The organism is Ruegeria sp. N10, assembly GCF_056531545.1.
In genome coordinates this window covers 271,981-295,982 of the sequence record NZ_JBQFLY010000002.1, presented here as the reverse complement: position 1 = coordinate 295,982, position 24,002 = coordinate 271,981, and the positions used below count along the sequence as shown (strand labels likewise).

19 protein-coding genes, 1 tRNA gene, 1 pseudogene and 1 riboswitch are annotated in these 24,002 nt (G+C 58.1%); of the genes and pseudogenes, 8 read left to right on the top strand and 13 right to left on the bottom strand.

The window, feature by feature from the left end; genetic code table 11:
* Positions 1–41: 41 nt before the first annotated feature.
* Positions 42–1,043, bottom strand: a complete 1,002-nt coding sequence (locus ACR0JI_RS04765; protein WP_480475656.1) for an alpha/beta fold hydrolase — start codon at positions 1,041–1,043, stop codon at positions 42–44.
* Positions 1,044–2,510 carry a flavin-containing monooxygenase gene (locus tag ACR0JI_RS04760; RefSeq protein WP_480475658.1) on the bottom strand — a complete coding sequence of 489 codons (1,467 nt, stop codon included), beginning with the start codon at positions 2,508–2,510 and terminating at the stop codon, positions 1,044–1,046.
* Between the two features lie 228 nt (positions 2,511–2,738).
* On the opposite strand from ACR0JI_RS04760, the gene ACR0JI_RS04755 reads away from it, so the two are divergent.
* Complete coding sequence (locus tag ACR0JI_RS04755; RefSeq protein ID WP_480493692.1) at positions 2,739–4,286, top strand: trimethylamine methyltransferase family protein; 1,548 nt, start codon at positions 2,739–2,741, stop codon at positions 4,284–4,286.
* A gap of 9 nt (positions 4,287–4,295) precedes the next feature.
* On the opposite strand, the gene ACR0JI_RS04750 is transcribed toward ACR0JI_RS04755, so the two are convergent.
* The 4 genes from ACR0JI_RS04750 to ACR0JI_RS04735 are packed head-to-tail and all read right to left on the bottom strand — an operon-like array spanning position 4,296 to position 8,770.
* Positions 4,296–5,636 carry an NAD(P)/FAD-dependent oxidoreductase gene (locus ACR0JI_RS04750; protein ID WP_480493694.1) on the bottom strand — a complete coding sequence of 447 codons (1,341 nt, stop codon included), beginning with the start codon at positions 5,634–5,636 and terminating at the stop codon, positions 4,296–4,298.
* Positions 5,633–7,129, bottom strand: a complete 1,497-nt coding sequence (locus tag ACR0JI_RS04745) for an aldehyde dehydrogenase (protein WP_480493696.1) — start codon at positions 7,127–7,129, stop codon at positions 5,633–5,635. The genes ACR0JI_RS04750 and ACR0JI_RS04745 overlap by 4 nt, the downstream gene beginning before the upstream one ends.
* 5 nt (positions 7,130–7,134) lie before the next feature.
* Complete coding sequence (locus ACR0JI_RS04740; protein ID WP_480493698.1) at positions 7,135–8,052, bottom strand: dihydrodipicolinate synthase family protein; 918 nt, start codon at positions 8,050–8,052, stop codon at positions 7,135–7,137.
* A 7-nt stretch (positions 8,053–8,059) separates the two neighbouring features.
* On the bottom strand, positions 8,060–8,770 hold the full coding sequence (locus ACR0JI_RS04735) for a GntR family transcriptional regulator (protein WP_480493700.1): 711 nt from the start codon (positions 8,768–8,770) through the stop codon (positions 8,060–8,062).
* 166 nt (positions 8,771–8,936) lie between these two features.
* Between ACR0JI_RS04735 and ACR0JI_RS04730 the strand changes: the two genes are divergently transcribed.
* Entirely contained in the window at positions 8,937–9,887 is a 951-nt protein-coding gene (locus ACR0JI_RS04730) for a GlxA family transcriptional regulator (protein ID WP_480482085.1), read from the top strand.
* Between the two features lie 892 nt (positions 9,888–10,779).
* On the opposite strand, the pseudogene ACR0JI_RS04725 reads toward ACR0JI_RS04730, so the two are convergent.
* The 6 genes and pseudogenes from ACR0JI_RS04725 to ACR0JI_RS04700 all read right to left on the bottom strand — a co-directional run.
* Positions 10,780–11,289 (bottom strand): annotated as a pseudogene (locus ACR0JI_RS04725) (ABC transporter ATP-binding protein); the annotation flags it as partial.
* A complete protein-coding gene (locus ACR0JI_RS04720; protein WP_480493702.1) occupies positions 11,286–12,335 on the bottom strand; it encodes a FecCD family ABC transporter permease in 1,050 nt (349 codons plus the stop codon). The pseudogene ACR0JI_RS04725 and the gene ACR0JI_RS04720, both read right to left, overlap by 4 nt.
* A complete protein-coding gene (locus ACR0JI_RS04715) occupies positions 12,332–13,336 on the bottom strand; it encodes an ABC transporter substrate-binding protein (protein WP_480493704.1) in 1,005 nt (334 codons plus the stop codon). Before ACR0JI_RS04715 ends, ACR0JI_RS04720 begins: the two co-directional genes overlap by 4 nt.
* A gap of 153 nt (positions 13,337–13,489) precedes the next feature.
* A riboswitch (cobalamin riboswitch) is annotated at positions 13,490–13,681 on the bottom strand.
* 161 nt (positions 13,682–13,842) lie between these two features.
* Positions 13,843–13,917, bottom strand: a tRNA-Gln gene (locus tag ACR0JI_RS04710).
* Positions 13,918–14,007: 90 nt separating this feature from the next.
* Positions 14,008–14,997, bottom strand: a complete 990-nt coding sequence (locus ACR0JI_RS04705) for an NADPH:quinone reductase (protein ID WP_480493706.1) — start codon at positions 14,995–14,997, stop codon at positions 14,008–14,010.
* Positions 14,998–15,108: 111 nt separating this feature from the next.
* Entirely contained in the window at positions 15,109–15,570 is a 462-nt protein-coding gene (locus ACR0JI_RS04700) for an SH3 domain-containing protein (protein ID WP_480493854.1), read from the bottom strand.
* A 198-nt stretch (positions 15,571–15,768) separates the two neighbouring features.
* Here ACR0JI_RS04700 and ACR0JI_RS04695 point away from each other — a divergent pair, with 198 nt between their 5' ends.
* The 6 genes from ACR0JI_RS04695 (at position 15,769) to ACR0JI_RS04670 (ending at position 23,584) form a co-directional block, all read left to right on the top strand.
* Positions 15,769–16,755 (top strand): 2-hydroxyacid dehydrogenase, encoded by a 987-nt coding sequence (locus ACR0JI_RS04695; protein WP_480482079.1) that lies wholly within the window; start codon positions 15,769–15,771, stop codon positions 16,753–16,755.
* Between the two features lie 20 nt (positions 16,756–16,775).
* A complete protein-coding gene (locus ACR0JI_RS04690; protein WP_480493708.1) occupies positions 16,776–17,165 on the top strand; it encodes a GFA family protein in 390 nt (129 codons plus the stop codon).
* A 111-nt stretch (positions 17,166–17,276) separates the two neighbouring features.
* A complete protein-coding gene (gene ggt / locus ACR0JI_RS04685; protein ID WP_480493710.1) occupies positions 17,277–19,067 on the top strand; it encodes a gamma-glutamyltransferase in 1,791 nt (596 codons plus the stop codon).
* Positions 19,068–19,160: 93 nt separating this feature from the next.
* Positions 19,161–20,570, top strand: a complete 1,410-nt coding sequence (locus ACR0JI_RS04680; protein ID WP_480493711.1) for an FAD-binding oxidoreductase — start codon at positions 19,161–19,163, stop codon at positions 20,568–20,570.
* Between the two features lie 85 nt (positions 20,571–20,655).
* Positions 20,656–20,868 carry a hypothetical protein gene (locus tag ACR0JI_RS04675; protein ID WP_480475686.1) on the top strand — a complete coding sequence of 71 codons (213 nt, stop codon included), beginning with the start codon at positions 20,656–20,658 and terminating at the stop codon, positions 20,866–20,868.
* A gap of 208 nt (positions 20,869–21,076) precedes the next feature.
* On the top strand, positions 21,077–23,584 hold the full coding sequence (locus ACR0JI_RS04670; protein ID WP_480475688.1) for a GcvT family protein: 2,508 nt from the start codon (positions 21,077–21,079) through the stop codon (positions 23,582–23,584).
* A 41-nt stretch (positions 23,585–23,625) separates the two neighbouring features.
* Here ACR0JI_RS04670 and ACR0JI_RS04665 read toward each other — a convergent pair whose 3' ends face one another.
* Positions 23,626–23,961 (bottom strand): carboxymuconolactone decarboxylase family protein, encoded by a 336-nt coding sequence (locus tag ACR0JI_RS04665; protein WP_209504659.1) that lies wholly within the window; start codon positions 23,959–23,961, stop codon positions 23,626–23,628.
* Positions 23,962–24,002 lie beyond the last annotated feature (41 nt).

Here is a 24,002-nt window from a genome sequence, read left to right as displayed (position 1 = left end):
ATGTAAGCGAGGGGCCGGGGAGGGTCAAGAGGGAAATCGCCCTAACCGGGGAATTCTTTCACGGGCTCTGTCACCGGGTCCTGCAAGGGCGTCTGACGGAATATCGTGGCGTCCGCCATCCTGCGGATAAACGCGGCGCATATCTCCGGTTCTGTGATCAGGATCATATGACCCAGACCGTCAAGCTCTTCATAGCTCATACCATATTTGGCCATCGGCGGTCCGTGAAGGGCAGGCGACAGAAGCGCGTCCTGGCGGCCATACAATATCCCGCCGGGGACCGACAGCTCGGGGTATCTGGCCACCAGCGCATCGCAGCTGGCATCCAACCCGATAACGTCCTGCGAGGCCGTGACAAAGGCCGACGGGCGCAGCCCTAGCGCACCACCAGCACGGTCCAGAAAGTCATTTGGAGGGGTTTCAGGGTCAAATGCCACACCCAGACTGTGCGGTGCTGTTTTAGAGGCCATGGGAACCGCAATCGTGTTGGCAATCAGGCTGCGCAGCCATTTGGTCCGGATCTCGAGCGGTTTGAAGATCACCGGTGTTTCAGGCAGCCTGTGCGTCAGTGGCGCCAGCAGAGCGAGGCCGGATACCCGCTCGGGGTGGTCTAAAGCCAGCGCCAGCGACACCGCACCGCCCAGAGAATGCCCCACCAGCACAACCTGATCCACACCCTTGGTTTCAAGAAACTCAGCTATCATCGCGGCCTGCTGCGGCAATTGTGCGAGTTCTGCCGTATCCCGGGTTGAATATCCGCAACCGGGGCGATCCAGCGCGATGACGTGGAAATCCTCGGCCAGTTGATCTGCCAACGCGAAGGTAAAATGCTGTAACTGCCCAGCCAGACCATGAATCAGGATAACCGTCTGCGCGTCCGGATTGCCCTTTTCCACATAGTGGATGCTGCCGCCCTGCACGGGCACGATCTGGCCCATCTGCGGCACGGTTTTTAGCCCCTGACGGGTTATACGCCGGGTCCACAGGGCCATGGCCAGAAGAAAGACGGCAAAGGCCGCAACCAGGCTAAGAAAAACTGTCATCTAGCTGTCTCCGGTCCTAATAGGGATGTATTGCTCCAATCCCGATTGTGACATGCGTTTCTGAAACTCGGCAACTGTTCCGGGCCAAAGCGTCGTGTTTTGCCCGTCCGCATCAATGTACCAGGATGTGCAGCCTCCGGTCTGCCAGACACTGTCTGCGTGGCGGTCCTGCATTTCCCGTGTAAAGGCCGCCTGTTTCGCCGCATCGGGGGCGATCACCGACAGTTCCTTGTGCTGCATCTCGCTCAGAACCCGGCCGATATGCCCGACCTGAGCTTCGATCATCAACACAACCGAATTGTGCCCCAATCCGGTGTGAGGCCCCAGAAGGATAAAAAAGTTGGGAAAACCGGCTATCGCTGTGCCCAGATGAGCAGACATCCCGTTTGTCCAGGCCGACCGCAGCGTTAGCCCATCTGTGCCAGTAATATTCAACCTCTCTACGACATTGGTGACCTGAAACCCGGTGCCCCAGATCAGCGCGTCTGCCTCTGCCCTGGTGCCATCTGACGCGAGGATGCTGTTGCCATCGATACTGGCTACGCCGTGCGGAATGACGCTGACATTGTCGCGGGCCAGCGCCGGGTACCAGTCATTTGAACTGAGAATGCGTTTGCACCCAATTCGATAGTCCGGGGTCAGAATGCGCCGTTCTTCTGGGTCGGCAATCGCGCCTTCCAGTGACTTGCGCCACATTTTTAGGGCAAAGTTCATCGCGCGTTCCTCGCCCCTGAACACGCGGTGACGGAACTCGAAGAACATGAAAATCAGTTTGCGCCGGATGCGGGGAAGCAGGGGAAGGTAGGCATAAAGTTTGCGCACCCATGGCGCGATCGGGCCGTCAGGGCGCGGCATAACGTAAGGCGCGCTGCGCTGAAAAACGGTGACGTGGCGCGCAATCTTGGCAATCTCTGGCACGAACTGAACGGCTGACGCCCCGGTGCCGACAACTGCCACATGCTTTCCGGTCAGATCGACGGTGTGATCCCATTTGGCCGAATGAAAACAGGGGCCGGGAAAGCTGTCGGTGCCGGGAATATCCGGAATGCTGGGATGATGCAGCGCGCCAATGGCCGAGACCAGAAACTTGGCTGACCAGATCTGGCCATCCGTGGTTTCAACCTGCCAATGCGTGCCATCCCATCTCGCCGATTTCAACTCCTGCCCAAAATGGCAAAGATTATACAATCCTTCCTGATGCGCGACATTTTGCAGATATTCCTGTATCTCTGCGCCACCGGCATAGGCGCGACTCCAGTACGGATTAGGGTGGGTCGCCATGGAATACAGATGTGAAGGCACATCGCAGGCGACGCCAGGATAGGTGTTCTCGCGCCACGTGCCACCGATATCTTCGGCCTTTTCCAGAATGGCGATATCTTTGATGCCGTGTTTGCGTGCCTCAAGCGCCATCGTCAGCCCTGAGAACCCGGCACCGATGATCAGCATCTCTGTCGCGTGGTGCATTGAAGCGCCCCTCCTGAAACAACTTTATGGATATCTGTTGCAGATGTCTGCACGTGATTGGCAGTGAAGTAGGTCACACAAGATAAAATGACTGAACGACCTTACGTGAACAGGCGCGGCGAAAAACCGTCATCAGGGCGGTGTCGCTTCCTGCAAACACATATCGCAATCGGAGAGGTGAACGCGGCGTATTTCCGTCAGTCTGATTCAAAACAGGAGGATTGCCCCTTGTCGACCCGTACTCTTGCACGTGCCGGTGGGCGTTCCGCGCGCCGCGCTCTTCGCACCGCGCCGAACTTCGACATGCTGCCGGGTTTGACCCGCGGCATCCCGCATTGCGAAGTTATGAACGGAAGCCAGGTTGAGCTTATCGACAAGGCCGCCATGAATATTCTGGAGAACGTTGGTGTCCAGTTTCGCGACCCGACCGCAGTGGAAGACTGGAAGAAAACGGGCGCGAAGGTTGACGGAGAGCTGGTCTTTCTGGACCGCAACATGGTGCGTGAGCTGATCGCGACCATTCCGGCGCAATTCACCTATCACGCACGCGATCCGCAAAAGAACCTCGCTCTCGGCGGCAAGCACTCGATCTTCGTGCCGATGACCGGCGCGCCGTTTCTGCGTGATCTTGACGACGTGCGCCGGAACCCGACGCTGGACGATCTGGCGATGTTTCATAAACTGTCGCACATGATGCCCGCACTGCACAGTTCGGCCCATCATATCGTCGAACCTTACGATCACCCGATCAGCCAGCGGCACCTGCGCATCACTTATTCGTCGATGAAATACTCGGACAAAACGTTCATGGGCATGACCACCTCGCCCCGGAATGCCGAAGACGTGATGGACATGTGCGATATCCTTTTCGGCCAAGGGTTCATTGATGACCACCCGGTTACAACGGGCAACTGCAATGGCAACAGCCCGCTGGTCTGGGATGAAACCATGCTGGGTGCAATGCGCGCCTTCTGCCGCCGGAATCAGCCGGTTTTGTGCTCGCCCTTCGTTCTGGGCGGTGCCAATACGCCCGCATCGGTACCCGCAACCGTGGCACAGCTAACCGCCGAGGCGCTTTCGGCACTGGCTTATACGCAGGTGATCCGCAAGGGCTGTCCGGCGATTTGGGGGCATTATCTGTCAACCGTTTCGATGAAATCCGGTGCGCCGATGGCAGGGACGCCTGAAATCAGTCTGATGAATTTCATGATTGGTCAGATGGCGCGCTTTTACGATGTGCCATGGCGCACCTCGAACACGCTGGGCGGGGCCAAGACGTTTGACGCGCAGGCCGGGTACGAATCCGCCACAACTCTGGGCGCTGTTCTGCATGCAGGGGCCCACTACATCTGGCATTCGGCAGGCTGGAACGAGGCGGGGATGCATTGTTCGGTCGCCAAGTTTGTTGTGGACGCGGAACAATGCGCGATGGCCTATCGGATGGCGGAGGGGCCTAAATGGCATGATTTTGACGAAGGCTTGGCCGCAATTCCGGATGTGGGTCCCGGCGGGCACTATTTGGGGCATCCGCACACCCAGGAGAATTTTCAGACGGCTTTTTTCATGCCCGAACTGTTTGACAACAACTCGATCGAACAATGGGTGGCGGAAGGTGAAGTTGAAATCACCGAACGCGCTCTGAAATACGCGAGGAAGCTTTTAGCCGAGTATCAGGAACCAAAGTTGGACGAGGCCAAGAACGACGCCCTTCTGGACTATATCGCCCGCCGTGAGAGGGAAATTCCGGCAGCAGATGAGTTGAACCAGACTTACTGACGGTCAAGTTCATTCCTTACCGGACCGCCACTCTTTCCAGATTAGATAGCTGTTGGCGGCAAGCGAGGCGAATGGCTCGGGCGGCAAACGCGGCAAGTCCGGTTGCGCCAGAAAATGATCGGCGATGTCAGACTGCTGGTCCAACAACAGTTCAGCGATGCCCATGCCTTGCAGTGTTCCCCGTGCAATGCCCAGACCGTTCTGACAACAGGCTGAGTAGACACCGTCCTCAAGCTCGCCGAACGCAGCCGATCCATTGCGGCTGAGGCAAAGCATCCCGGCCCAGCGATGTTCCATCTGCACATCCGGCAGATGCGGGAAGCGTTCCCTAAACTTTCGGTCATGCACCCAGCCTGCATTGCGCAGGCGCATTGGACTGGTCTCGATTGTTGGATGAAAGCTGGAGCAGGTGCGGATCAGGATGCGATCCCCATAGCTGCCGGAAATGCGCCGTACTGACGTCCCCATCGGGTTCGCTGGCGTCACCGACCAGCGCGACTTCCCGCTTAGTGTCTTGATCTGCGCCTCGTTCAGCGGGGCTGTGAGCGAGGCGTAAAGGCAAATGTGCATCAATTGCCGCTGGTAGAACCCAAAGCTCTCCAGGTGGCCGTTATTGGCCAGAATTATCCGCCCGGTGCTCACCTTGGCCTTGTTGGTGCTGACCACCCAGCCTGCGCCTTGTTGTTCCAAACCGGTGACGGGTGAATGCTCGAACACTTCGATCTGCCCGGCCAGACGGGCGGATAGCGCACGCACATAAGCCGCAGGCTGAATCATCACTGTCCCCGGCGCATAAAGTCCCGAGGTATAGTGCGGGCTGCCCGTGACCTCTTGCATCTGCTGCTGATCTAAAAGCTTATGCGGCTCGCCCAGTTTGGTCAGGTGCGCGGCAAAGGCGCGGTTTTGCGCGTCGCCCGCTTTGGTGGCGGCGGCATTGTATTTGCCGCAAGGGTCGAACATTTCCTGTGGCAGCCCGCAATCGGAGGCCACTTCGGTCGCAAAGGCAATGGCCTTGCGGTTCAGCGCAATGGTGGCGCGATCTGCCTCTGATCCCTTGCCTGCGTAGTTGTCCGAGGCCAAGTCATGGGGCAGGTCGATCATAAACCCGGAATTTCGGCCTGCCGAGCTGTCCGCGAAGCGGCCGGCTTCCAGCAGAACGATTTTCAGGGAAGGATCCAATTGATGCAGCCGCCGCGCCGCGCTGAGCCCGGCAAACCCACCGCCAACTATTGTGATATCTGCGGTCAGGTTCCGTTCCAGCACCGCCAGAGGTGTTTGGGGCGGCAGAATCGCATTCCAACCCGACGGGCCTGTCTGCCGGGGTAGCCTTTTTGCGTCATGTCGACTCAATCGACGGCCTCATCCGCGTCATCGGCCAGATCGATCCAGATGGTTTTCAACTGGGTGTACTGGTCATGCGCGTGGATCGAGTTATCGCGACCCCCAAAACCCGACTGCTTGTAACCACCGAAAGGTGTCGTGATGTCACCTTCGCCGAAGCTGTTCACCGTCACGGTGCCTGCGCGGATCATCCGCGCACCACGTATGGCGCGTTTGACATTGGCCGTGAAGATTGAGGCGCATAAGCCATAGTCGGTGTCGTTCGCGATCTGGATCGCTTCATCAAAGCCCGAGACTTCAATTACCGACAAGACAGGGCCAAAGATCTCCTCGCGCGCCAATGCAGCGTCGTTGCCGGGCACTTCGACCAGGGTGGCCTCGACAAACCCGTTGTCCGCTTTGCCACCGATCACCACGTTCTCGGCCTGATCCAGATAGCCACAAACCTTGGTGTAGTGGTCTTCGCTCACCAGTGCGCCCATGCGGGTTTCGGGGTCGAGCGGGTCGCCGGTGTTCCATTGTTTGACGTGATGCGCGATGCGCTCCAGCAGCTCGGCCTTCACTTTCTTATGCACGATCAGACGTGACGAGGCCGAGCAGTTCTCCCCCATGTTCCAGAATGCGCCATTGACGATATGCGCCGCCACCCGGTCGAGGTTTTCGGCATCCTCCATGACGATAGCAGGGTTCTTGCCCCCCATCTCCAACACCACCTCTTTGGCGTTGCTTTCCGCCGAATAGGTCAGAAAACGTTTGCCGGTCACGGTCGAGCCTGTGAAGGATACCATGTCGATATCCATATGCCGCCCAATGGGTTCGCCCACCTCGGCCCCTCCACCGGGAACAATGTTCAATACTCCGCGTGGCAAGCCGGCCTGCATCGCCAATTCGGCAAGGCGCAGGGTCGTCAAAGTGGTTTCCATCGCCGGTTTTACAACAACAGAACAGCCTGCCGCCAGCGCTGGCCCGATCTTCCATGCCAACATCAGCAGCGGAAAGTTCCACGGCAGAACCAACCCTACAACGCCGATTGGCTCGCGCACCACCATGGCGATGTGATCGTCGCTGGCGGGTGAAACCTGATCGTAAATCTTGTCAATCGCCTCGGCGTGCCACTTCAGGCAGTGGATTGTCTCGGGCACATCAACAGTTTCGCAGTCGTAGATGGTCTTGCCGCTGTCGATACTCTCCATTACCGCCAGTTCACGGGCGCTGCGAGCCATCAGTTTGGCCAGCCGGATCAGCACATCCTTGCGCTCGGCGGGGTGCAGTTTGGACCAGCGGCCATCGTCGAACGCCTCACGAGCTTTCTTGACGGCAAAGTCCACATCCTCCGCGCCACAGGATGCGATATCGGCCAGCATTTCACCGGTTGCAGGGTTCTCTGTCGCAAAGGTCTGGCCCGAAACCGCCGGACGAAACGCGCCGTCGATAAAGGCGCCTGTCGGCAGGCTCAGACCTGCGGCGATGGATTTGTACTCGTCCTGTGTCAGCAGATCCATGTTTGTCACCCCTCAGCCACGATGTCGGCGATTGTCTTTCTCAGCACGCGCGTCACCTGTTCTAGCGCGCGCTTGTCATCTTTGTTCAGGCCCTTCAGCGGAGGCCGCATGATACCCGCGTCGATCCCGTTCATGGTGACGCCATGCTTGATGGTCTGGATAAACTTGCCGCCCTGTTCCAGCACCCGCATCAGCGGCATCATCGCTGACATGATCCGACGCCCCTTGGCAAAGTTGCCTTCGATCACGCAGGCCTGATACAGCGCCACATGTTCCGCTGGCAGGAAGTTCGAACCGCCGCAGACCCAGAATGGTGCGCCCCAGGCGAAAAACTCCAGTGCCTGATCGTCCATGCCACAGCCCAGCTGGATATGCGGATAATCCCGGGCCAACAGATGCACCCGGTTGATATCGCCCGAGCTTTCCTTGATGCCGCAGAAATTTCGGCTACGACCTACGCGGTCAAGGAACTCTTCTCCCATCATTGTGCCGGTACGGTGCGGATAGTTGTACAGCATCACCGGCAGGTCGGCGGCCTTGTCGATGGCCAGTGCATTCAGCGCGTTTTCGCGATCCGTCGGCACCGAGTAGGGCGGGCTGGCCAACAGGATGGCGTCCGCGCCGATATCGCGCGCGCCAGCGGCCAGTGCAATCGAGTCCAAAGTCAGCATCGCGCCCGTGCCAACGACCAAGGGCAACCGCCCTTTCAGTTGCTTATGCGTGAATTTGGCCAGTTCCAGCCGCTCCGGCACGGTCTGGGCATAATTCTCACCCGTGGATCCGCCGGAAATCAGGCCGTGCACACCATTTTCGATCAGGTATTCGATCACGTCGGACAGGGTGTCCCAGTTCACGCTGCCATCGTCGTGATAGGGGGTGACCACAGGAGTATAAATTCCTTCGAACTTGAAAATCGGGTTCATTTCGTCCTCATGCGGGCTTCGAAAGTGGCGGGATACCCATTGCGACATCCAGTGCGTCAGGCATCACGAACATCCCGATCTGATCCCGGGACAGGTTCCAGTGATCCTCGGCCAGTTTCGCCGCCGCAGCTTCATCGCGTGCCTTGATGGCTGCGATGATCGCGTCATGCTGTTGGCTGGCCAGCGATAGGTTTTCCGACATTTCAACTGTCTGCGGCCGATAAAACGTCATGCCAATCCGTGCATGATCGATCAGCAGCCGGTTGAATGACGGAAGCAGGTAGACATTGCCGGACATCTCTCCGGTCACGTCATGAAAACGGTTGTTGGCAAGTGCGCGATCCTCGACCGACCCTGAACGAAGGGCAGCTTTGAACGCGTGCTGAGCCGCTTTCAATTCTTCGATTTGCGCGTTAGTCGCGTTCACTGCCGCCAGACGCAGGATGGCCCCGTAGACCATCGGCGCGGCAAGGAAGAAATCGCGCAGTGTGGTGTAGGACATTTCCGAAACACGGGCGCTGCGGTTTTTTCGCAGATCCAGATAGCCTTCGCCTGCCAGTTGACGAAACACCTCGCGCAGAGGCGTGCGCGACAGGCCGAATTCATCGGACAAATGCGCCTCATCCAGATCGTCACCTGGACCAAGGCGCAGCGTCAGGATGGACATCTTCAGGTGTTCTCTGAGCGCATTTTTGCGCGACTTGGCTTCGTCTTTCATCCTTTGGCCTCACTATGTCCTCTGGCTGCCGTGTCCGAATCGCGGTGGTCGTATTTTTGTATTTCTAAAAAATACAACTTGTATACAAAAAAATCTCGTGCAGCATGGGTGTCTGCAAAATAGACTCACGCTTGGGCGTCGGCCCAGTTTGGAAATGGTCCTGCTCATGCTTCAGACGCAGCACTTCGCCTTCATCCTTGTCGAGGAGTTTTCGCACCTCGCCTTTTCCTGTGCGGTCGAACCGCTGAGGATCGCCAACCTAGTGAGTGGCGATGAGCTGTATCGCTGGTCTTTTGTATCCGAACAGGGCGAGCAGGCCGTGTCTTCCAATGGATCCGTCACTCTTGTGCATTCCGGACTTGAGGAACTGCCCAAGTGTGATCAACTCTTTGTTTTGTCGGGCATTCACATGCGTGACCACGTGACTCGTTCCCTTCTGGCTGCACTGCGGCGCGAACGCGCGCGCGGAACGCGGATCGGGGCATTGTGTTCCGGGGCGTGGTTGCTGGCCGAGGCCGGGTTCCTCAATGGTATGCAGGCGGCGATCCATTGGGAGTACCACGACGCATTCATGGAGGCGTTTCCGGATGTCAATCTGGTGCGCAGCGTCTTTGTCGCCGACGAAAAACACATTACCGCATCAGGTGGAACCGCGACCGCAGACCTGATGCTGCATCTGATCGAACGCGACCATGGCGAAGAACTGGCCACTGATGTTGCGGATCAGATGGTCTATAACACTGTGCGTAATGCGACCGCCAAGCAGCGCGTCTCGCTGCAATCGCGCAATGGAATGCGCAATGCCCATCTGGCAAAAGCGATAGATATTATGCAGGACAGTCTCGAAACTCCTGTCTCACCATCCTTCATTGCCGGTGTTTTGGGTATTTCCACCCGTCAACTGGAACGGTTGTTCGGCAAATACCTTAATACTTCCCCCAAAAGATACTTTATGGAGATGCGGCTGGAACGGGCCCGGAAACTGCTATTGCAAACCGAGGCGTCGGTTACCGAAGTCGCCGTGGCCTGCGGCTTCGAAAATCCGGGGCATTTCTCTCGGGTATACCGATCCAGTTTTGGCATCACACCCCACGCGCAGCGCAACAAGATCAACTGAAGAAAGATGAGTTGCTGGTTCGCGCTTACCGGCGGGGGTGCCGCGATCTGTTGGCCTCGAACTGGCCCGATCTGGCACCCCCTGATCCTGCCGGGATACCCCCTCGTTAAAAACTGGACTAGTCAACAGACCGGCAGGATTACCCACCAATAAATCTCGATATTGGCATAAGTATATCAAGAACTTGTCATCCAGAGATTTGTTGTGCCCTGTTTCGTTAATCTACCGTTAATTTAAGGCTCAAGTTGAGGCTTTGATTGGGGGTAATCTGCAATATCGACGTGCGGTCGCCGCAATCTGTTCAACCTGATGGCGTGTCGTGATTTGTGTCAGGCCTCAGAGGTTTCCAAAAGGAATCTGTTTCACGGTTCAAAACAAGTAGTGAACATATCATTGAGGTTTGGTCGACCCACGCTCGGACAACGCGCCTGCTGATCATCTTTGAAGGCAAAAATACGAACGAATCCAATCCAGGTCAGAATCAAGACAGCATTCGACGGGCAACTTGACGGGTTGTGAGGAAACCCAAGTCAAGATTGCGCGCCGTTGGAATATGGCTTTGAGGCCGTAGATTGTACGTATCTGACATGCTGCGCTGACGACACTGATATCCTGTACGACCAGAAGCGATCGGAATCCGTCAGTCCAGATGATAGGACAGAAATCGTTCTGTCCCGCCGGCACTATACCCCCACTGTGCTTTGACACCGAAAACTTCTGAAACGGTTTCCAAAGACAGGGCATGTTCGGGCGGGCCAAGAGAGACCAGCCGCCCTTTTGACAAAACAGCCACCCGGTCACAGGCCATCGCCTGATTCAGATCGTGCAGCGCCATCACTGTCGTCACTTTTAGAATTCGAACACAGTTCAGGATCGACAGTTGGTGATGAATGTCCAGATGGTTGGTCGGTTCGTCCAAAAGCAAGAGTCCCGGTTGCTGAGCCAAAGCGCGTGCGATGTGCAGTCGCTGGCGCTCTCCTCCCGACAATGTCGCCCATTCTCTGTGTGCCATATCGGCCATTTCCACGGTTTGCAGGGCTTTGTCGACTTGCCAGGTGTCCTCGGCGCGCCACGGCCGTAAGGCCGACAGCCAGGGCGTGCGGCCCAGCTCGACCACGGACCGTGCAGTTACGCGTTCGGCTGTATCAGCCTGTTGTTCAACAATGGCAATCCGTTGGGCAATCTGTCTGCGCGACAAATGCGAAACGGGATGGCCCGCTATGACGACTTTTCCCGAAACCGGACGTGCCAAACCCGCCAACAGGCGCATCAGAGTTGATTTGCCCGAACCGTTGGGTCCGACCAAAGCCAGTGTTTCGCCGGGCTCCACGACAAACGATACGTCTGACAGCAAAGTCTTGCCGCGAACCGAAAATGTCAGGTTTTGCGCCTCGATCTTCATTGGGCGTTCCTCTGGCCGCGCACCAGAATTACGGCAAAGGCAGGCGCACCGATCAGGGCGGTAACCACCCCAATCGGCAGAACCTGACCCGGGATGATGATGCGCGACACGATATCGGCGCCGATCAGGAAGACCGCTCCGATCAAGGCGGCCGTTGGGATAAGCCTGCGATGCCCCGGTCCTACAAGGAACCGTGCGGCATGAGGGATGACCAGCCCGACAAAGCCGATGGACCCGACGATCGAAACCATGACCGCTGTTGTCAGCGCGGTGGCGAAGATCAGGGTTGCCTGCACCCGCCGCACCGGTATGCCCAGCGAGGCCGCTGAATCAGTGCCGAAAATAAATGCGTCCAAAGCTCTGGCGTGAAAGCGGCAAATAAGCCAGCCGGCAAAGGCCACCGGAATGGCCAGATATACATCCGGCCAGCGCACGCCGCTGAGGTTTCCCATCAGCCAGAACATGATCCCGCGCGCCTGATCGGCATTGGCGGATTTGGCGATGATAAAGGCCGTTAGCGCATTGAACAACTGAGACCCGGCAATTCCCGCCAAAACGATTTGCGCCGTCGCAGCCCGCCCGCCGCCTGCGCCGGAGGCTCGGGCCAGCAATGCGACAAAACCAAAAGCCAAAAGCGCGCCATTGAACGCGCCAAAAGACAGCGACAAAGCTCCCCCGCCTAAACCAGCGATGGTTACAGCCACGGCACCTGTCGAGGCCCCGGCAGAAATGCCCAAAATATAAGGGTCAGCCAACGGGTTTCGCAGCAATGCCTGCAACACGACCCCTGCGACAGCCAGACCGGCACCGCAGGACGCAGCGACCAGAGCGCGAGGAATCCGGTAGCTCCAGATAATACCCTGATCAATTGGGTCGACGGGCAGGTCCGCTCCGGCCAGCTTGTTGACCAGAACGGAGAGAACCAAATCGGGCGACAACGAGGTTTCCCCGATCATCGCGCCCGCAAGGACCGCCGCAATCAACAATGGCACAGTTAGGCACGCGGCCTTGAAACCCTGCCGAAAGATTGCGGCGACCTCGTTCACAGGTTGTTTCCGATGGTATCCAGCTTCTCGGCCAGATCCTCCAGCGCCGGGATCGCGCGGATGGTGGCGTCCATGGCCTGCGCATCCATAACGACAATCCTGTCATTCTTGACCGCATCCATCTGGCTGGTCACCGGATCAGCGCGCAGGAACTCCAGCTTTTTCAGGTAGTCGTCCGCAGCAAAGCGACGGCGGTCCATCTTGGCAATCACGATCACTGTCGGGTTGGCCTTGGCAATGGTCTCCCAGCCAACTGTTGGCCATTCTTCATCCGTCTCGATGACGTTGCGGATGCCCAATGTGCTCATCATGTATCCCGGTGCGCCCTTCTGCCCGGCCACAAACGGATCGCTTTCCATTTCAGGAGATGAAAACCAGAATACGGCTGACACGTCGTCCAGTTTCACGGCTTGCGCCTTGGCGACGGCTGCGGCTTCGCGGGCCTTGTACTTGGCAACCAGGTCCGTGCCGCGTTCGGACACATCAAAGGCTGCCGCCAGTTCTTCGATACCCTGATACAGCGTATCGGTCGAGAACGCTTGCAGGCGGGTGCCATCGCCGCCGACCGTATTGTCTTTGCCGACGCAATCCGCAGGCATTACGTAAGTTGTAATACCCAGTTCGTGAAATTGCTCACGCGTGGCGACGATGCCCTCGGGTCCGACATGCCATTCATATTGCGCTGCGACCAGTCCCGGCCGCTTGGCAACAACGCTTTCAAAGCTGGGATCATTGTCTGCCAGACGCTCTACCTTGGCATTCACCTCGGCATATTCAGGCAGCACCTCGTTGAACCATACCGAGGTTCCAAGAACCTGCTCGCCCAGACCCAGCGCATAAAGCACCTCGGTCGCGGCTTGGCCGACCGTGACTGACGACGTCACTGGCGCGTCAAACGTGACCGAGTGACCGCAGTTTTCGATGGTTAAGGGAAAGTTTCCTTCGGCGGCAGCGCTGGTAGCCAGCAAGGAAAGGCCAATCAGGCCAGTGCGTAGAAACATGACAATCGATCTCCATGTGTCAATGACCAGAGAACGGGTGAATGGGCATTTACCGAAGCAACAGACGCTTTTCTGCCTGCTGTGAGCGCAGAGTGGTACATAGCCCGCCCGGCGCGTTTCTTCGGCAACCTCCCCGGACAACCCCGCCCGGTGTGTTTCGGTTTCATACCGGCAGGTCTCCTGACTGACGGGTCTTTGTCTGTCCTGTCTTCCCAGACCGAAATGGCCCAGTGACGGAATGGACAGCGCTCGCCGCCTACAGTTGCGGGGGCAGTTCCGGTTGGCACCAAAAGGCACCTCGGATTCCCTCTTAGCCACATCGGGACCGGTAAAACGCGGGTACCTTAACACTTACTCTGCGGCAAGAAAAAACTCGGGGGTCTTTCCCATTTTCTCCCAAGGGCATGAACCTGCGCGTCTCAACATGGTGCTGACGTCAGACAAGCCGCTGAGAAGGCGCTACAATCCGCCCCGAGGACGTCGGTGTGTGATATATAGGAAAATCATGGCTGGGGTGGTAGGATTCGAACCTACGATACACGGTACCAAAAACCGCTGCCTTACCACTTGGCTACACCCCAACGGTGAGCGGCTATCTACGATTGTTGATGGCAGGGTTCAAGAGCGTTTTGCAAAAAAAGCGAGCGCCGTAAATTTTTTTTGAAGGCCCCTCATTTGGTATCGATCAACACCGCTCCGGTACGGTTGCCTTCTTGTACCAGCGCATGGGCCGCAGCGCATTCTTCCAACGTAAAGACCTTGTGAACGGGGCAGATCAGTGCGCCATCAGTCAGTGCCTTGTGTAATGTCTTTATTGCGGTGGCGCGCAAGTCCGCGGGCAGCAGGTAGATCAGAACCGCTTCGAGCGTCACGGCCTTGAACATCATGGGTCCAAAGGGAAAGACAGGTGTCATATTCCGGGCAGATCCATATGCGTTGATACGGCCGTTTTCGGCGATGACGGCAACGTTGGTGGCAAGGTTCTGTCCAAATTCGACATCGACGATTCGACCGATTGCATGCCCATCATTTGCATCGAGGATCTTATCCGAAAGGTGTTCACCGGTGTAGTCGAGCACGACATCCGCACCAGCTGCCTTGACCCGGTCAAAGTTGCGGGCGCTGGCCGTTGCGATCACTTTGGCTCCGGCCCATTTGGCAAGCTGCACAGCCAGATACCCGACGGTGCCCGCCCCGCCATGGATCAATATGGTTTGCCCGCCCGGTGCGCCGCCCGAGAACACCGCATGGCTTGCGGTTAGGCCCGGAATTCCAAGAATTGCCCCGGTTTCAAGTGACACTGTCTCGGGCAGTTCGACAGCCTGAGATTCGGGCAGGGTGATGTGGCTGGCAGCTGTACCAAATGCGCGCTGCCATTGCCCGTTCCAAATCCACACGCGCCGGCCAATCCGCGCCGCGGGTACTCCATCGCCAACCGCTGTGATGACTCCAGCCCCGTCGCTGTGCGGAACGATCAGCGGAAACGGGGGTTCCGTGACACCCGGCCGGGTTCCCGCACGGGCCTTGATATCCGAGGGGTTTACGCCGGAATAGGACAACTCGACCGTGACTTCACCTGGTTCAGGCTGGATCAGGGGAATATCCTGTATACGCAAGACATCGACAGCGTCTCCGAAGGCTGAATAAGTGACTGCGCGCATAGCGTCCTCCATTTAGGTCGAGTTAAGCGGCGATTGGGCCGGTAACTCAAACACCTTGTCGCGCTTTTTCAGGGCGATGCGCAACCGCGGATACCGGAATTCGTCTTTCGCCTATTCCCGAATTTCGGAAGGATCGACGCCCCAAAGGTTCGATTTCAATGTCCAGCCACGGTATCCGCCAGCGGTGATCCGGCACCAGTCCTGCGAACAGGTTCCAAGGCGCGCCACTACTCCGGTCTCGAAATGAGCGTTCACGGGCGAGGCTGGATCGGGGCGGGCATAAACAGGCAGCATCTCGGATTCGATCAGCACCGTTCGGACGCCAGACAACAAGGCATAGTGAACCCAGCCACCCGCGCCGTCGCGGTCCTGGACCTTGCGCCAGTTGCCATATTCGGCAGTGACCTGCAGCGGCATGCCGCGCCGTTTGAACACCCAGTCGATTCGATGGGTCAGGGACGGTCCGCGTCGCACGTTGCCTTCGGCTGCCTTCATCGACACATAGCGGGGCAGGGGCAGGTTGGTGACCGATCCGCGTTTGACCTCGGCCTGAGCGGCACAGACACCGAACATGACCAGAAATACGGAAACTACCGCCAGAGATCGGCGTTTTACCGGTCGAATACCACTCACTGACTGCCCGCTCTTATGCCTGTTGATCCGGTTCTGAAAAAAGGTCGACACAATGCCATTGGGGTTCTTGTGCCCCGCCTTATCCTGCGCCACGATGCCATGGCGCGCGTCCGTTTGCAAAGCAGTGGGAGAGCCGAGGTGCCAAGAGAACGTTTAAGTGTTGTCGTTACGCGACGGTTGCCTGAGGCAGTAGAAACCCGGTTAAGCGAATTGTTCGACGTGCGCCTGCGCGACGACGACACCCCAATGACGCGTGAGGAATTAGTAGCAGCGGTGCAGGATGCCGATGTGCTGGTGCCCACGGTGACCGATACCATTGATGGCGGGCTATTGGGTCAGGCGGGTGAAAAGTTGCGGCTGATCGCCAATTACGGGGCCGGTGTCGACAATATCGATGTGGCGACGGCGCGGCAGCGCGGCATATTGGTGTCCAACACGCCCGGTGTGCTGACCGACGACACGGCAGATATGACCATGGCCCTGATTCTCGCTGTCACACGGCGCATTCCCGAAGGGTTGAGCGTCATGCAGCAAGGCGACTGGACCGGGTGGGCCCCCACCGCGTTTCTGGGCGGTCGCATTGGCGGGCGGCGTCTGGGTATTCTGGGCATGGGCCGGATTGGACAGGCCGTGGCCCGCCGCGCCAAGGCGTTTGGTATGCAGATCCATTATCACAACCGCCGCAGATTGCGCCCAGAGATTGAGCAAGAACTAGAGGCAACCTATTGGGAAAGCCTGGATCAGATGGTGGCGCGTATGGATGTGATATCGATCAACTGTCCATCGACACCGTCGACCTTCCACCTAATGAACGCGCGCCGACTGAAGCTGATGAAACCCTCGGCAGTGATCGTGAATACTTCGCGGGGTGAGGTTATTGACGAGAACGCTTTGACCCGGATGATCCGTGCGGGGGAAATTGCGGGCGCAGGGCTGGATGTCTACGAACAGGGAACCGGTGTGAACCCGCGCTTGCGGCAGTTGCCTAACGTGGTTCTACTGCCGCATATGGGGTCGGCCACGCTGGAGGGCCGGGTTGAGATGGGTGAAAAAGTCATCATCAACATCAAAACCTTCGAAGATGGCCACCGCCCACCGGATCAGGTTGTGCCTGCGATGCTCTGACGCGTCGGAAAGGATCATGGATGGACGTGTTTGAAGGGGGATGCCGTTGTGGAAAACTGCGCGTCACGGCTTCGGGTTGTCCTCTTCGCGTCGGGATTTGCCATTGTCTGGACTGCCGCAAACACCATGGCGCGTTGTTCTATGCGGCGGCTATTTTTCCGGCGGATGCGGTTAAGATCACCGGAAATGTGAAAGGTTATTCTGACCGGTACTTTTGCCCTGATTGCGGATCTCCAGTATTTGCCCGAAGCGGTGCCGAAGTCGAAGTGCATCTGGGCTGTCTTGACGCGCCTGACCAATTCATACCGACATATGAATGCTGGACCAAACGGCGCGAGGCGTGGCTACCCGGATTCACCGGAATGACCCGCTATGATCAGGATCGTCGCGCCGAAGAAACCGAACCATAGGGGAAATGGCGAAACTTCGCTGTGATAACACGCTGCCATGCCTGATCGTTGCAGAGGGGGCAAAATCCTTACAGGATTGAAAATAAAGATTGTATTGGAGGGTTAGAACAGATGAGACACGTTTCAGCACTGCTGCTTACTACCGCACTTGCTATTTCGACACCGGGGTTCGCGCAGGAAACAGCCGATGCCGTTGCACCCGAAGCCGCGACAGAAGGGCAGGTTCAGGCGATGACCGACGAGGTTATTGCGGCCCTCGAAGCCAAGCTTGAGGGCGTTCCGGTCACATCCGAAAACTGGATGATAGCTGCGGCCAATCCGCTGGCGGTCGAGGCAGGGGCCAAAGTGCTGCGCGCGGGCGGGTCTGCCGCGGATGCGATGGTTGCTGTGCAGGTCGTGCTGGGGCTGGTCGAGCCGCAATCTTCTGGTCTGGGCGGGGGAGCGTTTCTGGTTTGGTACGACGCGGCCAGCGGGCAGATGACAACACTGGACGGGCGCGAAACGGCACCCCTTGCCGCAACCCCGACGCTGTTTCAGGATGAAAACGGCGAGCCGCTGAAATTCTTCGATGCGGTGGTGGGCGGATTGTCGGTGGGTACACCGGGTACGCCTGCACTGCTGGAAGAAGCGCATCGAAGATGGGGGCGCGCGTCTTGGCCTGGACTGTTTGCTGACGGTATCCGATTGGCGGATGAAGGGTTTCTTGTTTCCCCGCGTCTGGCCAGCCTTGTAGAAAACGATGCTGACCGCCTGTCGCGCTTTCCCGAAACAGCCGCATATTTCCTGCCTGACGGTCAGCCGTTGCAGCAGGGGCAGCGGTTGATGAACCCGGATTATGCCGAAACAATGCGCGTGCTGGCCAGCGATGGCGCTGCCGGTTTTTACGGAGGTGAGATCGCTGCGGATATCGTGCGAACTGTTCGCAATGCCCCAGGAAATCCCGGCGTTCTTGCAGGGGTGGATTTGGCGCTCTACCAGGTGATCGAACGTGAACCGGTCTGTGCCGAATACCGCGCCTACGAGGTTTGCGGCATGGGCCCGCCGTCGTCGGGTGCGCTGACCGTCGGGCAGATTCTGGGGATGTTGAACAGCTATGATCTTGCAGCAATGGGCGCTGAGAGCGCCGAGGCATGGCGCCTGATCGGCGATGCTTCGCGCCTCGCCTTTGCGGATCGTGGGCGGTACATGGCCGATAGCGATTTCATACCCATGCCCACCAAGGGGCTGGTTGAACCGGGTTATTTGACCCAGCGGGCAGCCTTGCTGGAAAGCGAGGTGGCCTTGTCCGAGGTCGCACCGGGCCAACCGGAATTTGACCATGCTTTGATTTGGGCGGACGACGTGTCGCTGGAGCTGCCGTCAACCTCGCATATCTCGATCGTGGACAGCTATGGCAATGTGCTGTCGATGACGACGACGATCGAGAATGGTTTTGGGTCGCGCCTGATGACAAACGGGTTTCTGCTGAACAACGAGCTTACTGATTTCTCGTTCAAGACACACAGCGACGGTGTGCCGATTGCCAACCGGCTGGAGCCTGGCAAGCGTCCGCGCTCATCCATGAGCCCGACAATCGTGTTGCAGGATGGCGAGCCGGTTCTGGCTATCGGGTCTCCGGGCGGCAGCCGGATTATCGGCTATGTCGCCAAGTCCATCATCGCCTGGGCCGATTGGGGATTGGACGTGCAGCAGGCGGTTTCCCTGCCTCATCTGGTCAACCGGTTCGGAACATATGATGTCGAGGCTGCGACTTCTGCGGAAGGATTTACAGACGCGCTTGCTCAGCTGGGTTTTGAAGTCAACGCACGCGACCTGACTTCGGGGCTGCACGCCATCGAAATCGGTGACGGGCTGAGCGGTGGTGCCGACCCGCGCCGCGAAGGGATTGCGCTGGGCGAATAGACCCTCGGTATTAGTGGGGATTGCCTGCTTTCAACGGGCCTTTTAGTCATAGGCTGAAAGGCCCGAAATGTTTTGGGGCAGGGGAGGATGACAATGTTGCAGGCAACCGCATTGCCAAGGAATGAAGCTGGTATTGAAACCGTCATAAGCATTCTCAAGCAGCGCTTTGGCGACAGGTTGCAAACGGGTGCCGCTGTCCGTGAACAACATGGGCACACCACGACCTGGATCGAAAACCAAAGCCCCGATGCCGTGGTTTTCCCGCATTCGACGCAGGATGTTTCGGACATCGTCAAAACCTGCGCGGCGCACCGGGTGCCAGTGATCCCGTTCGGAACAGGAACATCACTGGAAGGGCATGTAAATGCGCCAGCGGGGGGCATCTCGGTCGATCTGACGCAAATGGATAGTGTGCTTGCAGTTCATGCCCAGGATCTGGATTGTGTCGTGCAGCCCGGTGTCACGCGCGAAGCGTTGAATACCCATCTGCGCGATCTGGGCCTGTTCTTTCCGATTGATCCCGGGGCGAATGCGTCGCTGGGTGGGATGGCTGCCACTCGCGCGTCGGGCACCAATGCGGTGCGCTATGGGACGATGAAAGACAACGTTCTCAGCCTTGAAGCCGTGATGCCAGACGGTCAGGTCATCCGTACCGGGCACCGGGCCAAGAAATCTTCGGCCGGCTATGATCTGGCCCGTCTTTTGATCGGGGCGGAAGGCACGCTGGGAATCATCACCGAGCTGACATTGCGGTTGCAGGGTATCCCCGAAGCGATCAGTTCGGCCCGGTGTTCCTTTCCGACCGTCGATGCCGCGTGCCGTGCGGTGATGATGACGATTCAGTATGGCATCCCGGTTGCCCGGATCGAGTTGCTGGACGAGTTGTCGGTTCAGGCCGCCAACGCCTATTCCGGGCTGAGTCTGCCGGATACACCGTTGTTGTTGCTGGAGTTTCACGGCTCGGAAAGCGGTGCCACAGAGCAAGCTGAAACCTTTGGTCAGATCGCCGAAGAGTTTGGCGGCACGGATTTTGCAGCGACTTCGACCACCGAAGAACGGAACAAACTTTGGCAGGCACGGCACGATATGTATTGGGCGTGTCTGCAATTGCGCCCCGGTGCGCGGGGCATCTCGACCGATGTCTGCGTACCGATCTCGCGTTTGGCCGAGTGTGTGACCGAAACGCAGAAAAAAGCTGCTGGCCTCGGCTTGTTGGCGCCCATCGTGGGCCATGTGGGGGACGGCAATTTCCATACGCTGCTGCTGATCGACATGGAAAACGTTGAAGAAGTTGCCAAGGCCGAGGCGTTTGTCGGCTGGTTGAACGACATGGCGATATCCATGGAAGGCACGTGTACCGGTGAACATGGCATTGGGCAGGGAAAGCGGCCTTATCTGACCAGGGAACTGGGCGCCGCCACGCGGTACATGGCAGCGATCAAGGCCGCGCTGGACCCAGACAACATCATGAATCCTGGCAAGATCTTGTCGGACGACACGTAGCCGTATTCGCCTCTGTTCCGTGTTTACGCCCTCAAAACGTCCACATGTTCTGGTTTCACGGGGTTGAGGACAAAGGATGGGCGACATGAGCGCAAAATATCTGGCGGCGTTTGTAGCCATCTGCGGGTTGGCCGTTGCAGGGTTGGACTATGTTCAGCAAGCAAAAGCATCAGAAAATGGTCTGGGCATGAAAGAACACATTGCCTCGGTATCCTCGCGTGTCGGTCTTTCTGACGGCTGGTTCGCGGCAGAGGCGCAGGCTTCGCCATCACGGGAACCGGCGGTGAAGAATCCCTAGGAAGAAATTGGCAAAATGGTCTGCGTCTCGGTCGGAACAAGCAAACGCTGCCGCTCCAGTGGTTGAGGGCAGCGGTGCGGCGAATGAAATGCGACCCGCTTTCGATATTCGGGTCGTTTTTTTCATATCACTGGTCGGATGAATGTCGCGCTATCCCCCTTAAGTACGCCATATGGTGTCAACTGATTTCAAGGGGAGACGCCCGGTTATGAAAACCCAAGTCAAAGCATTGGTCGTAGGCGGCGGCGCCGTTGGGACCTCGATTGCCTATCACCTGGCCAAAGCGGGCTGGGACGATGTGATGTTGATCGAACGGGACGAACTGACGTCCGGGTCCACCTGGCACGCCGCGGGCCTGTTGCCGCTGTTCAACATGTCCTATGCGACGACCCATATCCACAAGTATTCGGTGGATTTCTACAAGACACTTGAGGAAGAAACCGGCCTGAATGCAGGCTTCGCGGTTGTGGGCAACCTGCGCATGGCCCAGACGCAAGAGCGTATGGACGAATACATGCTCTATGCCTCGACCGCCGAAACCTGTGATGTGAAATACGAATGGCTGACCCCGGACCAGATCAAGGAACGCTGGCCGCTGATCGAGACATCGGATCTGAAGGGCGCGATCTATCACACCGAGGACGGTTATATTAACCCTGCCGATGTGACCCAGGCGATGGCCAAGGGGGCCCGCCAGCGCGGGGTTGAGATCGTGCGCAAGATGCAGGCTGACGCGTTCCACTGGAACGGCACGCACTGGGAAGTGACTTGCACCAAGATGGTTGAAAAGGGCGGCAACCTGGTGCCTTCCGACAAGCAGGTCGTAATCACCGCCGAACATGTTGTGACCGCGTCGGGCAACCACGCGCAGCGCACCGCCAAGATGCTGGGCATCAAGATGCCTGCCATCCCGGTGGAACATACCTTTATCGTCATGGACAAAGACCCCGAGTTGGTCAAATGGCGCGAAGCAGGCAACCCCGAGCACCCCGTTGTCCGCGATGCCGACAACGAATCCTATGCGCGTGAAGAACGCGGTGGCTGGATTCTGGGCATCTATGAACACGGCGCCCCCGCACAGTTCGAATTCGGTGTGCCGGACAGCTTTCGCGCCGACCTGTTCCCGCTGGATCTGGACCGGATCGCCGAGCAGTACATGGCAATGGCCGAGCGCGTGCCGTCCTGTGCCGAATCCGGCCTGAAGGATGATTTCAACGGCCCGATCTGCTATACACCGGATGGCAATCCGCTGGTTGGTCCGGCTCCGGGTTTGCGTAACATGTGGCTGGCCGAAGGTTTCAGCTTTGGCATCACCGCTGCGGGCGGGACCGGCTATTATCTGGCACAGATGATGGTCGATGGCGAAGCCGAGATCGACATGGCCTCGCTGGACCCCAAGCGTTACAGCAGCAACTGGATGACCACCGAGTTCGCGGCGCGCAAGAATGAAGAATGCTATGAGCACGTCTATATCCTGCACCACCCGGACGAAGAGCGTGAAGCCTGCCGTCCGCTGCGTACCGTTCCGGCCTATGATCGCCAGAAAGCGCGCGGTGCTCAATTCGGCTGGGTGAATGGCTGGGAACGCCCGAACTATTTCGGCCCGCTGGACGCGCCTGAGAATTTCGACAAGGAAGCACGCTCGTTCCGTCGTGGCGGCTGGTGGCAGTACGCCGTCGAAGAAGCCAAAGCGATCCGCGAAGGTGTTGGCCTGATCGACGCGTCGGCCTTCACCAAGCATGTCGTCAAAGGCCCCGGTGCCACCCAATTCTTGGATTGGTTCACCTGCAACAAGCTGCCCAAGGTCGGTCGTATCAACCTGACCTACGCGCTGACCTCGCACGGCACCACCCGCACCGAATACACCATCGTCCGCAATGGCGAGAACAACTACTACATCGTCTCTGCCGGTGCATGGACCGAGTACGACGCCGACTACCTGCGTAAAGCAGCCGAGGACAAGATGGGGGAGTTCGGTTACATCGAAATCCAGGACGTGACCACGCAATGGGGCGTCTTCGCTATCGCCGGACCCAAGTCGCGTGATGTTCTGAAAGAAGTCATCAAGGACGCCGACCCGGAAACCGCGCTGTCCAACAAACGCTTCCCGTGGCTGTCGGCCCGTCAGATCGAGCTGGGCATGTGCCCGGTCAACGCGATCCGCGTGGCCTATACAGGTGAGCTGGGCTGGGAACTGCACCATCCGATCGAGATGCAGAACTACCTGTTCGATTTGCTGGAAAAGGCCGGTGAGAAGCACGGCATGAAGCTGGTTGGTGCCCGTGCCCAGAACTGGCTGCGTCAGGAGAAATCCTACCGCGCCTTTGGCACCGAACTGGGCCGCGATGCGACCCCGTTGGAAGCCGACCTGCCGCGCTTTGTCGACCTGTCCAAGGACTTCCACGGCAAGGCCAAGCTGGAGGAGACCGGTGTGCGCGCCAAGTGCTGCACCTTGCTGATCGACGGTCCGGCCGATGCTGACCCGTGGGGCCGCGAGGCGCTGTACACGCCAGAAGGCGAGCGTGTAGGCCGCCTGACCTCGGGCGGCTATTCGGTCGCGTTCGAGAAGTCGATCGGCATGGGCTATGTGAAGCCTGATCTGGCAGTCGAAGGCACCAAGCTGAAGGTCAAGATGCAGGACAAGCTGTGGGATGCTGTCGTGACATGCGACAGCCCCTATGATCCGAAAAACGAAACCATCCGCAAGGACGGTTGATCAATCTAAGGCCCCGGAATTTCCGGGGCCTTTTCTGTTGGTTACGCGGATAGTTCGTCGAAACATTCCAACGCCTTGGCAGCATACATCATGGCTGGTCCACCACCCATCTGAATGGCCATACCCAAAACGTCGGACACCTCCTCGCGTGTTGCGCCTGCTTTGACCAACGCGTCGGTGTGCAGGGTAATGCAGGGCTCGCAGCGGAGCGACACCGACATGCCCAACGCTATAAATTCCTTTGTTTTATAGTCGAGCGTTCCGCCTTCCTTCACAGCCTTCCCAAGCGCGCCGAATGCGCGCGACGTGTCGGGAATGGCCCCGTTGAGATTGCGCAAACTTGTACGAGTTGCCGAGAGCTTTTCTTGCCAAGCCATTTTGAGTGCCTTTTTCATATAAGATAACGGGAATATGTGCG